The sequence below is a fragment of the Algoriphagus ornithinivorans genome, from assembly GCF_900115305.1.
GTDB classification, from domain to species: Bacteria; Bacteroidota; Bacteroidia; order Cytophagales; family Cyclobacteriaceae; genus Algoriphagus; species Algoriphagus ornithinivorans.
In genome coordinates this window covers 340,262-354,962 of sequence record NZ_FOVW01000003.1, presented here as the reverse complement: position 1 = coordinate 354,962, position 14,701 = coordinate 340,262, and the positions used below count along the sequence as shown (strand labels likewise).

The following is a 14,701-nucleotide window of genomic DNA, read 5'->3' as shown; positions in this document are numbered from 1 at the left end:
GATATTTCAATTCCAGTAAGGTGCGATTGAAGGCCGATGGACCTCATCCAAAAATAGGCCTAAAAACCATATTTGAGCACTTTTTTTTCAAAAAAATTGAGTCTTAAGTTGTCGACCTTCGGTAATCTGATTTTACCCGTACTTCGACAATCTTTGATTTGAGCCATTAGGAGGATTTCCCGTAAAAATTGGTTCTAATCAAGGTGTGCAAGTGGTCTTTTTGCTCCCTTCGACAACCATAACGGCTAAAGAATGGTATCCAGACTGTTTTTCTCTATTCCTATGATTTCTTTCTCCAACCATTTTTCGTCTCGGCTTTTAAAGATAATGATGCTGTCTTCCTCTTCCTTCATGATTTTTTTGGCTACTGAAAGAAGCTCTTTTAGTTTTACTTCTGTGATTTCCCCTTCAAAAACTGAGTTTTGAATCCAATTGAGATATTGTCTACATAGCTTTAGCATTTTACCAACTCGTCTCTCTCCAATATCATAAACCAATATTACATACATCTTACCACCAGATTTTGAAGGGTTGATAGGTCTCCATTTCCAATAGATGCTTACTCAGTTTGTAGCATTCCAACTTCACCAGGTGCTTGTAGGAAACCTGTTTTTTCAACGTCCGATGGGCAATGGTCTCGGCAAGCCGCTCTTCAAATGCCTTGATAAAGGTTCGCTTTCCGGATTCCTTAAGAATTACTCGGTTTACTTGAATATCAAAGTCCTTGGATTGAATTTCTTTTTTATTTAATACTCTGAAAATCACCCTATCCACCAAAATGGGCTTGAAAATCTCTGCCAAATCCAATGCGAGTGAATATCTTCTATACCCTGGCTCATGTAAAAAACTAATCGTTGGGTTGAGCTGGGTATGGTAGATTTGATCCAGACATTGCGTATAGCACAGCATGTTTCCAAAACTGACCAAGGCATTAACCTCATTCAGGGGAGGACGCATGCTTCGGCCTTCCATGGCATGTTCATTGATGATCGTATCAAATGCACTATAATAGGTTTGACGGATGTTTCCTTCTATGCCCATCAATTCCAGAATAGCTTGGGTACTTCCAATTTTTCCGTTTAGTTCCTCGATTTTGACCAGTTGGGCTTCTAAGTCTTTATTGCGGTTATGGTAGTAGCGAAGGTTTTTGATGATGTTGAAGGCGCTTCCTTCGATGAATTTTTTAGCAATCTTAAGCCGCTTTTCAAGATCAAGGTAATGTTTGGTTTGTTGGATTTGCATTTTACCGGCCAATAAGTATTCCTTGGGTTGAAAGCTACCCGTGTAATGTTCGTAGTAGTCAAAAAAATGAATGCTAATTCCAGCTTTCCCTAGAAAATTGAATAGTGCAGAATTGGCATCCAAGGAGCCGAAGCAGTATAAATCAGATACACCCTCGACGGGGATAAACTTGGGGATTCCCTCTCTGCCGTTTTCATCCAGGGGGATAAACTTCAGCGTATTGTCCTTGCGACTCAATCTCCCTGGATTGAAGAGGTAGTAGGTTTTCTTCATTCTTCTATGTAGCAAAAATCATAATAGCTGCAATTCTTACAGATCGTTTTCTTTTCTAAGGGAGGGCAAGAGTCTTGGCCGGTAAGTGTATGGATTTCCCGGATCCAAGCTTGAATTTTTTCTGCATCACCCTCCTCCCAGAAGACAGATTCTCGCTGTCGGAGTTGGGGATATTCCAGGATAGCCTGAGGGCCTTCGATTCCATTTTTTCGGAGGATATAAAGGTAGTATTTCACCTGTGCGATATGGGCGATTTCTACCTTGTCTGACTTTTTGACTTCGTGGATGGTTCTGGTTTTGGGATCGTAGAAATCTATTTTCACCCCGTCAATTTCCAGTTCGGTGTACTTGGCGGATCGGTCTTGATAGCTTGTTTCTCCGATTAGTTTTCCTTCTGCCACGATATCAGAGGTATGCTCCATTCGGATTCCATTGGCATGAAGCCAGGTTTGGCGCTTGCATACATGGTAAAGGTTGATGAGTGTAGCATTTGTTAACATCTTAAATGAAATTTAGCTCGTTCATTTTCCTAATTTCAAGGCCATGCTTGAGACTATAGACTTCTCTGTGACTAACAAGGTACATATAGCCCAGTTGCTCTGAATTACCCCCATTTCTCAACTCAGTTAAGACTTTGCTTTCCGAGAAAAGTGAAAAAGTGAACATTCCCATAATGGATTGTAAGATTTTCAGATTTTGTTTTTTCGCTCCAAAATCCTCCATTTGTTCCAAAATCAACCTTTTGTAGAGATCAAATATGTCTTCACCTGAGAGCTTTTCGTTGATAATTTCCACCCCAAAGCTTTGTAAAAACTGAATTTGCTGATCAGTGAAAATTTGCTCTTTCTTGTTTTGCTCATTCCAAACCCACATATCCAAATCAAGGGGTACAAACACACTGGTATTGCTTTGATCGATAAGCTTGAATTCCTTATCAATCTCAGGGAAATTAAGCTGCCCCACAAGACTATCCCGAAAGTGCAAAAGAGTTCCTTTCATTTGGGTTTCCATATTGGTTGCCTCCAAATAAGACTTCACCTTGTCATAGAGCCTATCAAATCGTTTGGTTCTCAGAATCTCAAAATAGTCGATTTCCAAACCTGCTTTCCATTCTTTGAACCTACGGTCTTTTCCGTATATCACAGAGGCATCATCCAAATCAAAAAGATAGACAGTACAACCTGATTTATTCACGTTACGGTTGACCCTTCCTGCTAATTGTTCTTCGGAATCAATAATCGATCGGTTTTTAAACCCTAAGTCCATGTCTATATCTACACCTGCCTCAACTACCTGTGTAGTGATTAGCAGTACGTTTTGATCCTTGTTTTGCTGGTTTTTCAAAGAGTTGATAATGTTCTTTCTTTGTGGCTCCAAAATAGTTCCGCTCAAAACAAGAATTTGGTACCCTTCAAAAATCCTTTCAGCAAGGCTCGCAAACTCAGTTGTAGATTTTTTATAGATAAATTCCACAATGGTGCGAACAGAACCATTGCTCTTTCGGTAATGCTCAGACTTCTCATGAATTGTCTTGGCCAACCATTCGATATAATCTTCTCGCTCCTCTTTGTGAGGAATCTTCCTTTGGAGCAATTCGTTACTGAAACTGACCCGATCAGCAAAGTTAGGATTGGTGAAGTAGCTCTCAATAGCGTCGGGGATCAGGCTTCGAAAGTGTGCCTCTGCCAAATCACCGATCTTCGGTAGTGTGGCAGACATTACTATAAATCGTATGTTTAAAGTTTCTGCATATTCTTTGAGAAGGTAGGCCATTTTGTCCCATAGCTCTGGGTTGTAGGCTTGCACTTCATCAATCACTACCACGCTGTTGGCCAAACGGTGCATCAGGTAAATGCTACTCTTGTCGTTGGCCTTTAGTATGTCGAAAAAGCGAACATGGCTGAGAAAAGTATAAGGATAGTTCACAAACAGGTTGTGGATATCGTCCATTCGATCTTCTCCATACAAACCGTCTTTGTCTTCTTCCTTCGCTTCTTTCTGTTTCCACGAGGCCCTTCCATGTAGTTCTATCCATTCATCGGGCTTCAAACCCAAAGTTTCCTGTGCAGCCTTTTGGGTTTGGGTAATCAACGTGGTAAAGGGGAAGACATAAAAGACTTTGTTCAGTTCCTGGTTGGCATGTAGCAGTTCCTGTGTGGCTATGAAAGCCATGTTTGTTTTTCCGCCACCGGTTGGTGCTTCAATGTAAAAGAGCCTTTCTGAATTGTGCTGACGAACATTGGCGATCACCTCAGCGGCCATTTTAGAGCGTAGTTTGTTCAGGTTGTTGTTTGATTTTTCCTGAAGCTGCTCCAAAGGCTGATTGTGAAAGTCATTGTGATTCTCGTAAAGCGCCTTATTATGAAGGTGTGTGGTTTTTAGATTTTGAAAATGCCGCTCTTTTAGATCGGAGGATAATTCTCCAAATTCCTGATAATGGTTTTTCCATTTATTACAGTAGTGTGACGTGGCATAGTAGTCTGCTGCGGTCAGCAAGGAAAAGTTGAGGCGGATTAGGAGGAACCATTCAAATTTCAACTCTTTGAACTCAAAAAAATTACGAATTTGCGGGATCGCCTTTACAAATTGCGGTAAAAACTCCTGATTGTAACATTCAAGGTAATATTCAAGCTCCAAACAAAGACTTTCAGAGTACCTTTTAAATGTTTGTTTAGCAGAGAAATCATCCAAATGTGAGCTATGGTGTCTGATGATATTGTGAGCAAATGCAAACATCAAGTTCATTAATATTTGCTGTTCATCTGGGTTCTGGGTATGTTGATGGCCTTTCGAAATTTGAAAACATAAAAAGATATAAGCACTCAGTAGCGAATGTTCGGTGTTTATCTGATTACTTTTGGGTAGAGGGAATTGCTTGTTTTCCATTTTTATCCTTTGGAAATTCTCATTCACTTTCCCGAAATCATGGTAAAGGATTGTCTCCCAAAACAAATGCTTGGCAAACTCCGCCACTGTTTTACTTTGGCCACAAAGTTTGACCAGTAAATTATCTATAACCGGCTCAATTCCATGTACATCTACCAAATCCAAAAAATAATGAGAGACCAACTTCATATGATCACTCAAGAGTTCATTTGGGGAATGGGCGAGATATTTTGAGTGGTCCTTTAGGAGTATTTCCACTTTACCTTTTTCGGTGTGTGTTTTGAAGGACTCCATTCCTAATTAAGTTGCACTACCTCACTATTTCTCAGTGCATAAAGATTGTCTATCCTAAAGCTGGCATCGAATCTGGCATTGGAATACACAAATGGTATCAAATCATACTGATACTCTATACCTCTTTTTTCGGACTTAAACTCCCTGAAACCAAATGGCAGTCTTTCAAAATAGAAAAACGAATCTCTAAACTGGCTAAGTAAGGAGGCAAACCCTCTTGGTTTATTACCTGATTCTTTACTTCTCGCCCGATTATTTTCTTCTTTTTTCACAAATAGGGTTTTCACCTCAAAGTCCTGATTAAAATCAAATGGCTTAAGTTCGTACTGCATAAAATTTTCCCACCAGATGGGAAACTCATTCTTTCCCAAATACGGAATGTATTCCGCATGGCTGTTTTTCAGATAAGCCAAAAGGGGATCAACTTCAGTTAATGCCAAGTACACACGATAGGAAGGTTTTATTAGCGTATTTTCATAAGCCATGAAATTTCCATCTTTATTCGCATACCCCACGGTATTAGTATAGACTATTGTCGTTTTCGGGAAATTCCCATTTTGATGGCCGAGAGGTTCAATCCCTACTTTCAGATCTTTCAGTTTCTGATAATATTCGGGAAGCACCCCTCGTTTCTGATACCCTTCCAAACCAAGGATGGCCCCGAAAATTCCCAACAGTCCTGGTTTGTGAAGCATATTGTAGGTCATGGAAATTCCGTCATTGGTATCTGGTTTCCTCAAAAAGCCAAAGTCAGCTTTTAAATCTATAGAGATCAGTTTTTCCATAATCAGAGATCAAGTTCTAAAGCACCTTCTGGTTTGTTCACAATAGTAGAAATGGCCTTGTTGTAAAAAACTTCCACTTTGGCAATCTCGCTTTTCACATTATCCTGAGCCAATAGTTTCTGCACTCCTCCCAGATCAATTTCTCTTTTTTCCGTATCCAAGACTTTCACCAATTCTGTAAACGAAGGAAGGACCATTTTGGAGCCTTCTTTAAGTTCTACCCATAGCAGTAATTCATTATCTGTACCTGCTTTAGCTGACGAATCATAGTAGGTTGCACCCCGTCGTAGACCCAACTTAAGTTTGTCAATATCCTCGGTGCTCAGGTGATTGTCCGTACCTGATAAGGCTGTCAATACTTCTAAATTTTTGGGGTTTACAGATATGCCGTGCACATAGTGACCTTCACGGAGTTTAGACTGGGAGCCCAATGTGGAAGCTGACTTTTCTTTATCGCCCTCTTTGCCCGGATTACTGAAAGGTGAGAGAATTTGCTCTGAGAAGATTTCGCCTCTTACAAACTGGTTCAATCCATGAGTAATTTGGACAGCTCCATGAATTGAAAGGTTTAGATCTTTTATACCAGGTCCTTTAGGGGCAAATGTAGCTCCGAAGGATTTCACATCGATACATTTAAGCAAATTGCCTAAAACTTCATTCTTTTTTTGCTTACTCACGTCAACTTTAAAAAAGTCATTGTAAGAATTAGCTAAATCAAAGGGATTAAAATCTTTATTAAGACGTTTATAATACATTACCTTTTCAGATAATTCTTTTGTCCAAAAATTTCTAACAAGATATTTCAATGCTTTATCTGTGGCATAAACTCGTCCATCAGGTAAAGTCCGCGGCTGGTGGGAAAAGTCTGCGTTGTAATTGGAATTGATACTTTTTATCACGGCAGCACCGTAGGCTCTTTTATTGAATTTGGTCATGGTTGTATAGATTTTGATGGGGAATCGATTTTTTTAGATTGAAAAAGGATGTTTGGACAGAAATAGCCAGCCAGCAGGAACGGCCTGAGTTCAGAAAGTCCCTTTTGGGGGATATAAACCAATACTTCAGAAGCCAGCTTGTTAAAGCGTTTAAAGTCAAAGCCAATCGCATGTTTATATTTTAATAGTATACCAGCGATAGCTTCGTTGAAGTGTGCATGATTGGTTTTTTGAAGAAAAGGTTCCAATACCGCATGTGTGAGATCCCCTGCTTCACTTTTACTTAAAAGGAAGTAGATTAATTGGCCAGCACCAAAGGCATAGCCTTCATCAGAGTCGAAGTGTGTAGCTTCCTCAGATACTACTTTGGCCATAAGGGCCTTGTGTTCATCTATTTTACTTGGCATAAATGAGGGATTTTTATTTTCGTAAAAATATTGGCGAAGACTGAAATAGATATTCAGCTTGGATTTAATGGCGTATTCTTTACCATCTTTCAAATCGTCAAGTATGCCAGTCAGACATATATCTTCAAACTGATAACGACCGATACTTGATCGCATAGATTTGTAAATGAAATCGTAAATAGGCTTTCGGTATTTGAGTATAAGCGAAAACATGGCCGGACGGTGACCTTTGGATTCAATATCTTCAAAGTACCTGAATGAGACACCTTTTTGGTCATCATAGTTGACAAGCTTATAATCAAAAAGACGACCTATAACCTCCCTTTCAAAATCAAAAACATTGGCTAGTGGGATTGGTCTGATGTACTCCCGTTCCTTCTTATTGATAAATTTTTGAACTTCCGTTACATTTTCAATTACCCAAGATTTTGGGTTTCCATCTTCATCTTTTTCATCACTCAATAGGTATTTGAATTTTGAAACAAAGTCAAAATCTTTAATCTCTATTTTTTTACCAAAAGAAAAATATATCAGATAGTAGTTGCCTAGATCCTTATGGTATTTGTTAAGCAATTCACTTATGATTTCTCGATGAGAAAGCTTTCGATCCTCTGATCTATAATACAGTTGAATTATATCTTCCGTAAGTTCTGGTTGATCAATAAACATGGGTGCAGGATTGGGGAATAGTCTTTTCCCTACCATTGTGTTAAAATCAGACAATGCTTTGGCCTCCGCTGCACTGATCCGATAGGTAATGTCAAAGGAGGCTGTTTGATGGGTTAGGAATGGTTTTTTACTATTGAACCCATTGTAAAAATTACTGGTGCCGTACACCTCGCCATCTAGTTCAATATTGTAATCAGCGGTATTGAACAGACCCTCTGCTGCATAAACCTTCCTGAATGCCTCGTACTTCTCTATAGGTTCATCACGATAGATCAGTATGTAGTCGCTACTGTCTAAATCTGCATAGGCGTCAATATTTTCCAGTGCTGCTGCCATCTCTGCTTTAAGAAAATTTCTAAACTGAAGTGCTCTTTGCTTCTCCGATTCATCTTGTCCATATTTTTCATCTAAGGATTTTTGGAAGTAACCCTCTGAACGCTTTAAAATATCTGGTTTATCGGAGTCAGTTGGGTATTTGTCTCCACCTTTCCATGATTCCCGCTTAAAAGCAAAACAATAAGGGCTAGCTGAGTGGATACCTTTAGCCGGAAGATCAAAGCATTTATTCGTGTCGATCATCCAAGCTGCTACTTGTTTCAAGGCGCAATCTTTCAAAAACTGTGTTGTTTCTCCATGTTTTTTACCTAGGTAGCGTTCGCTTTTTATCACCTTTCCATTTCCATTCTCATCAAATCGAACTAGGATATGTAGCCCTACTTTAGGTTTTATTGCTCGCTCTCGGACAATGTCTGGTACTTGATTTACAAATTGGGCAAGTTCTTTGATCATGATTGATTCATTTTTATTTCCACACACCCAAACCCCTGACTGTTTAAATGTCCGAAGCCTGAGTAATAGCCGATTTCATGAAGTTCTTCCGGTGCCTCTAGGATAAATTCAAAACTGTAGCCTATCAGCTTACATTCTTGGGGAGTCATCTGCTTGATCAGGACTCCATTTTTATAGATTTTTCCTAGCGGTTCAAACCGATATTCGAAGTCTTGAAAGGATATTTTATTTTGTTCAACTCCTGCCACAGCTTGTGCTGCCCATTTGGAAATCAGGTTTTGGATCAAAAATTCCCCATATTTTGGATGGGTAGGGTCCAAGTAGTTTTCCCCTCCTTCTCTTCTTTTTTCCTTGATCAGAATTGGAGATAAGCATCGATACTGCATTTTTCTCTGGAAATTGACTGGCCCATCCGCTTCAATTTTCGATACCTGATAATTGATTCCGGAAATTGGATCCCCTAAAAAAAATTCCTGACCCAAAAACAGCCCTTTAATAAATTCTTCCGCAGCTCGATCTATTAAAAAAGAAACGTAAAGCTCCGCTCTTAAGCCTAGGTGTTCTATTCTTCCTTGATGGATATGTGCTCTTTGTTTATCCAGAAATACTCTGGAAAAAGTAAAGAGACGAAATGGCCTTTTTCCCAATCGATAACCCTCGTCGTGGAGAAAGGCTGAAAAGTTCTCATTTCCTCTTTCGATGACCCGATAAATTGCAGAGGAGAGCTCATACTGATAATTGATCGGAATAAATCGCTGCCTGCCAGCTCGTTCTAAAGTCAGTTTAAATCGCATAAAAATGAATTTATTAAAAGTAAAAAAGGAGTTGAATTATTAAAAACTAGTTGACAGTACTTGTCAGTTTAGTGTCTAAGGATTCATTTCACTAAAGATTAAAATATTTTCAAAAAAAAGAAATACCCCGAACAGGGTATTTTTGTGGATAAAAGAAACCTCCTGTTTGTATTTAGCACTTTCTAATACTGCTTCATCGCCTATATCTTTTCAGGCAAAGGAGGGATTTATGCATCTCAGGAGTTGGGATGGAAAAAGGGGTGGCCTTATTAAATAATCAAGGCTTAATGTCTACAGGGTGCCCGCAGTTTTTGCAGAATTTGGCATCTTTATCCAAACCATCCTGTCCGCAATAGGTGCAAGTTTTGGACGTTGCATGAAACTCAGGGCTTTTTTGCTTGGCCATTTCTGAGCTGACAATTCCGGTAGGAACTGCAATTATAGCATAACCCATGAGCATAATTAAGGATGCCACAAATTGGCCCAGAGGTGTCTGAGGAGTAATATCACCGAAACCAACTGTAGTCAACGTAACGATAGCCCAATACATTGCTCTTGGAATACTGGTGAAACCAGCTGCCGGTCCCTCGATCAGATACATGAGAGTTCCCATGATCAAAACAATAGTCAGGACAGTGAATAAAAAAATCTGAATTTTAGTCATGCTTGCTTTCAGAGACCTCCTTATAAAGTCTGCCTCAGCTAAGTATCTTCCCAGTTTTAATATTCTGATAACTCTCAAAAGTCTTAAAGCCCTCACTACAGTCAGTAATTGCACATTGGCAACAAAAAAGCTCAGATATACAGGAAGAATGGCAAGAAGATCCACGATGCCATAGAAGGAAGAAACATATCTAAACGTCTTACTGGTCAACCAAACCCGTAAAACATACTCAATGGTAAAAAGAAAAGTGAAGATTAATTCAAGCGTAAAAAAAAGACGTCCGTATTCTTCTTTTAATTCTGTTACAGAATCCAGAACCGCCACGATTACAGAACCAAAAATCAGAATAAGCAGTACCACATCAAAAGTTCTTGAAGGTCTATCATTTGACTCAAAAACAATATGAGCAAGCTTTCTTTTGGTGAGCTTCATGGCTGAGTTTTTTCTTTGTCTCGGTGGAAGGGTGATGTGATTATTTTTTCTTTCAAATAGAATCGAAATCCTATCTGTCTACTTTCTTATCTGAATTTAGGAAATTTTCGGAAAGTGAAAGCCTATTAGTCAAGATAGTATACCCGCTTCACACGAGAACTGATATTTGTCAGCAGTTCGTAAGGGATAGTCCCGATTCGGTCAGCTAAGTCCTTCAGAGAGATTTGACTTCCATAAATAATGGCTTCATCTCCCGCCTTGACTTCTATATCTGTGACATCCACCATGACCATATCCATGCAGACGTTCCCGATGACAGGAGCTTTTTTTCCATGAATCAGTACATAGCCTTTGCCATTGCTGAATCTACGGTCATATCCGTCTGCGTAGCCAATGGATAGCGTGGCAATTTTACCTCCGTTTTCCAATCTTCCTTTTCGAGAATAGCCTATAGTTTCTCCCGGCTCTATCCTTTTGACCTGAGAGATGGTAGTTTTCAAAGTACTGATAGCCTGGAGCTCTCTGTCGTGTTTTCCGGTCACCTCAACTCCATAAAGGCCAATTCCCAACCTCACCATATCCAATTGATAGTCTGGGAAAGCTACTATGCCTGCAGAGTTTAAGGCATGGAGGAGTGGCTTTTGCAAAAGGTGTGGAAGAATTTGATCCTTCATCCTGATGAAACTATCCAGCTGCTCTTGGGAATAATCTCTGTGAATTTCTTCATCTGCCCCCACTAAATGAGTATAAAGGGACTGAATAATCAATTCCGGGTAGGTTTTGATTAAGTTGCACAAGGCTTCCAGGTGCCCTTCTTCAAATCCTAATCTCCTCATTCCAGTATCCAAGTCTAAATGGACTTTCAACTGGGTATGATTGTTTTTGCACCAATTTCCCAAACTGGTAAAGAACTCCAAACTAAAAACAACTGGTTCTAAATCGTAGGTTTTACAGAGTTCGAATGACTCCTGTACCGGGTTCAATACCATAATAGGAAGCTGGATTCCCTGCTTTCTCAGCATGACTCCTTCATCAGTGAATGCCACAGCCAGATAATCAGCCCCTAAAGTCTGAAGATGATTGGCTATTTCTACAGCTCCTCCGCCATAAGCAAATGCCTTCACCATGACCATTACCTTGGTTTCTGGTTTGATGCGTCTTTTATAAAAATTAAAGTTATGTGTGAGTGCGTTGAGGTTAATTTCTAAAGTCGTTCCGTGAATTCTCTGCTGAAGCTGGTTAACTATTTGCTCAAAATGATAAGCTCTAGCACCGGTGATCAATATGAGATCATCAGAAAAGTTTTCTAACCCAACCCATTCCGAAAGTTCCTGCGTACTTGAAAAAGCCTTGAATTCACTTTGAATCAACCCTTGCAAAGGATGGATATTTTCCCCTACAGCCACTACCAAGTCTAAAGAATGGGAGTTGATCAGCTCGGCTACTTCCGGATAGATTTTTTCGGGTTGACCTTGCTGTTGAAACTCAGATAAGAATAAAATTTTTCTTCTCTTGGGCCTCTGTTGCCGCATAAAATCCAATGACACCCTAAGTCCTGCCAAATCATTATTGTAGGTGTCATCAATAATCAAAGAATCATTGATTCCTGGTTTGAGCGTCAGTCTCATGTCCACCTGCCTCAGCAAATTGATTCCTTTTTGAATAGAATCTGAAAGCATGCCCAAACTCAATGCAGATACAATGGTATGGGTTAGATTTTCTAAGGAAGCCTGATCTGAGAACCGGGTGTAAAAAGTGAAAGTACTTAAATCGGATTTTATCAGAATGATTTTGGTGAGCTCATCCTGAAATTTGATGGCTCGTGTATAATCAGCGCCAGGCTCATCGGACCAAGCAATTAATCGTTCATTTTCGATTGCTGCCTCAATGATTTTACTCAGCTCTTTTTGATCTTTATTGTATACCAAAAGGGCCGAATCCTTAAAGAGTTGAAGCTTTTCTTTAATTTTTTCTTCCCGGCTTTCGAAACCCTCGTCGTGCGCAGTTCCTATATTGGTAAAGACTCCCAAATTGGGTTGGGCTATAGCTTGCAAAGCTTCCATTTCTCCTTTTTTGGAAACGCCTACTTCCAAAATGGCTACCTGATGATAGGGCTGGATTTCAAAAACGGATAAGGGTAATCCTACTTGAGAATTATAGCTTTTGGGACTTTTTGCTACAGCATAATTTTGACTAAGAATCTGTCCCAGCCATTCTTTGACTATGGTTTTTCCGTTAGAACCTGTAATGCTGACCACAGGCTTTTCAAAAAGTTCACGTTGATATTTGGCAAGTGACTGTAGCGCCTTTCTTGTGTCCTTAACAGCAATATAGCAGGTCTCTTTATTCTGGATTTGAAAGGATTCAGAAACCAAAAATACCTGTACTCCTTCTTCTATTAATTGCGGGATAAACTTTGCGCCGTCCGCTTTGGCTCCTTTCAAAGCAACAAAAAGCGTCTGTGTGGGATTCAGAATTTGCCTGGAGTCAATGCTGACCCGTGTCAATTCAAGGGGTAAATTTTTCCCAAGCAATTTACCACCGGTGATGGAGGCAATTTGCTCAGGAGTCAAGGCATTCATCATCTTATTCTTGGCTAGTTGTTTTCTTTTTGAAAAAAACCTGGCGAATCCATCTTGGAAGGAAAATCGCTCCTAGAATCAAATATGGGTAATAGGAAAGAAGCCTCCAAAAAATGCTGGTTACAAAGGTGTAGTTGCCTAAAAACTGGGTGAAGAACTGCCCGAAGAAAAACTCCGCAGTACCGGAGCTACCCGGAGTAGGTGAAATCATCATAACGATCCACATGATTACCTGTCTCGCGAAAACGATTACATTATTTTCAACAGACAATGGCACATAAGCAGATATCAATGCATTCAGCATCAAATAGCGGGAGCTCCAGATAAATATGGTGGCTGCAATGACTGGAAGCCAATAATTTAATTTTTTACCACTTAATTCTTTGGAAGCTTCGATGATTTGATTTCCGTATTCTTGGGCATCATGCTTCCATTTTCTCAGCCATTTTATGGAGAATATTTTGATCAAAACCCACTTGAAAACTCGTGGTCTATAAAAAAGAGCCAAAGCCATGATTAAGCTGTAGGCGGCATAAAGTGCATAACTGATCCAAAAAATAGCCTGTAAGCTATTTTCCAATTGATTTTCCAGCACCTGACTGTTGGGGAAAATATTGCCTTTAGCAAAGAACAAAATGATAGGCGCTCCTATGACAAAAAAGAGGTTGTCGAGAATGGCGGTAACCATCACAAATGAAATGGCTCTACCTAATTTGATTCCTTCTTTATTTAAGATAAAAATAGCTACAGCGGTACCTCCGACAACTGAGGGGGTCACAGCAGAGGCAAATTCCCAAAGAATGATCACATAAATGGACCTTGTCCAGGTCAGCTCCCTTTGAGTGATTTCTCTGATCCTGTAGACATATCCTGCATCTCTAAAAACTATGACCAAAATGGCCAGAATTACGTAGGGGGCAGAAGCATCGAATACGCCTTTTAAGGTTTGGGCATCAACGCTTGGGTCGAAATAGAACATTCCGAAAACAATGCCCAATCCGATTAAGATCGGTACCCAAACTTTGTTTGGGTTGAGGGTTTTAAAGATTTTTTTGTTGTCTAGCTTCATATTAGGCTGTAGCGACCGGCTCAGTCTTTTCTACCCAAAAGTTATTAAAACCCTCTCCAATGACGATTGTTACTAAAGAAAGTTGTAGTAATTCCAGAATTGCCAAAAATGTGTAGATAACAAATATTTTTTCAGGTTTGTAGGATATGAATTCAGTGAAAGGAACTTGTTTTTTGAAGCTGATTTTTTCCAAGATAAAATCTTTTTGTTGCTCGATGGTGTAGGGATATTGGATTACAGTATGCTTAGTATCTTCCACACGAGCGGCCATTTTTGCCATGCATTTTTGAAAAACCTTCAAAAGCTTGTAGAGATCCAAGTCTTGCATTTCTGCGTCTACATCATCAACCTTATTGAGCGCTTTTAGTTCCGCAGTGATATTTCCGCGCTTTTGTTTCGAAAGTCTTTCTTCCTCCAAAGAGGCTAATTCCTCGACTACTGATTTATATTTTTTATATTCCAGAAGATTTCTGATGAGTTCTTCTCTTGGATCGATTTCCTCTCCGTCCTCATTCAATTCCGGTCGGGGAAGAAGCATTCTCGATTTAATCTTCATCAGGGTGGCAGCAAAAAGAATAAATTCGCTGGCAACCTCTATTTCCATTTGCTCCAGATGATGGATATAGTCCAGAAAATCATTGGTGATTTTGGAGATAGGAATATCGTAAATATCCAATTCGTCCCGCTCTATGAAGAAGAGCATGAGGTCGAAAGGACCTTCGAAGAGCGGTAATTTGATTTCGAAACTCAAGGGATATTTAAATTATTGGTTAATTTTGCCACCTTGTGGCCAAAGATATTCAATTAAGACAAATTAATTGAAATTCAGGTCAGAGAATGGAGACTTTGATTTAGTTGCTATGCTAACTAAAAAACAAAC

The 14,701-nt window shown here is 39.6% G+C and carries 12 protein-coding genes; all 12 read right to left on the bottom strand.

All coding sequences use genetic code 11. The features are described 5' to 3' along the window. Window positions 1-245: 245 nt before the first annotated feature. Window positions 246-509, bottom strand: coding sequence for a CRISPR-associated endonuclease Cas2 (gene cas2 / locus BM073_RS05835; RefSeq protein WP_091651766.1), 264 nt, complete (start codon window positions 507-509; stop codon window positions 246-248). 1 nt (window position 510) lies between these two features. Continuing rightward, window positions 511-1,515, bottom strand: coding sequence for a type I-B CRISPR-associated endonuclease Cas1b (gene cas1b / locus BM073_RS05830; protein WP_091651763.1), 1,005 nt, complete (start codon window positions 1,513-1,515; stop codon window positions 511-513). Further along, window positions 1,512-2,015, bottom strand: coding sequence for a CRISPR-associated protein Cas4 (cas4, locus tag BM073_RS05825; RefSeq protein ID WP_091651761.1), 504 nt, complete (start codon window positions 2,013-2,015; stop codon window positions 1,512-1,514). The genes cas1b and cas4 overlap by 4 nt, the downstream gene beginning before the upstream one ends. A gap of 1 nt (window position 2,016) precedes the next feature. Next, window positions 2,017-4,695, bottom strand: coding sequence for a CRISPR-associated helicase/endonuclease Cas3 (locus BM073_RS05820; RefSeq protein ID WP_091651757.1), 2,679 nt, complete (start codon window positions 4,693-4,695; stop codon window positions 2,017-2,019). Window positions 4,696-4,697: 2 nt separating this feature from the next. Beyond that, window positions 4,698-5,480 (bottom strand): CRISPR-associated protein Cas5, encoded by a 783-nt coding sequence (gene cas5 / locus BM073_RS05815; RefSeq protein WP_217643092.1) that lies wholly within the window; start codon window positions 5,478-5,480, stop codon window positions 4,698-4,700. Between the two features lie 2 nt (window positions 5,481-5,482). Continuing rightward, on the bottom strand, window positions 5,483-6,415 hold the full coding sequence (locus BM073_RS05810) for a type I CRISPR-associated protein Cas7 (RefSeq protein ID WP_091651751.1): 933 nt from the start codon (window positions 6,413-6,415) through the stop codon (window positions 5,483-5,485). Then, window positions 6,412-8,280: a hypothetical protein gene (locus BM073_RS05805; RefSeq protein ID WP_139217452.1), complete on the bottom strand. Its 1,869-nt coding sequence runs from the start codon at window positions 8,278-8,280 to the stop codon at window positions 6,412-6,414. Before BM073_RS05805 ends, BM073_RS05810 begins: the two co-directional genes overlap by 4 nt. After that, complete coding sequence (cas6, locus tag BM073_RS05800) at window positions 8,277-9,074, bottom strand: CRISPR-associated endoribonuclease Cas6 (protein WP_091651744.1); 798 nt, start codon at window positions 9,072-9,074, stop codon at window positions 8,277-8,279. The genes BM073_RS05805 and cas6 overlap by 4 nt, the downstream gene beginning before the upstream one ends. A 277-nt stretch (window positions 9,075-9,351) precedes the next feature. Continuing rightward, window positions 9,352-10,170 (bottom strand): ion transporter, encoded by an 819-nt coding sequence (locus BM073_RS05795; protein WP_091651741.1) that lies wholly within the window; start codon window positions 10,168-10,170, stop codon window positions 9,352-9,354. A gap of 125 nt (window positions 10,171-10,295) precedes the next feature. After that, the gene (locus tag BM073_RS05790; protein WP_091651740.1) at window positions 10,296-12,755 is read right to left on the bottom strand and encodes a bifunctional UDP-N-acetylmuramoyl-tripeptide:D-alanyl-D-alanine ligase/alanine racemase; all 2,460 of its coding nucleotides are present in this window, start codon (window positions 12,753-12,755) and stop codon (window positions 10,296-10,298) included. Between the two features lies 1 nt (window position 12,756). Next, on the bottom strand, window positions 12,757-13,821 hold the full coding sequence (locus BM073_RS05785) for a lysylphosphatidylglycerol synthase transmembrane domain-containing protein (protein ID WP_091651737.1): 1,065 nt from the start codon (window positions 13,819-13,821) through the stop codon (window positions 12,757-12,759). A gap of 1 nt (window position 13,822) precedes the next feature. Next, the gene (locus tag BM073_RS05780; protein WP_091651734.1) at window positions 13,823-14,572 is read right to left on the bottom strand and encodes a segregation and condensation protein A; all 750 of its coding nucleotides are present in this window, start codon (window positions 14,570-14,572) and stop codon (window positions 13,823-13,825) included. Between the last annotated feature and the right edge of the window lie 129 nt (window positions 14,573-14,701).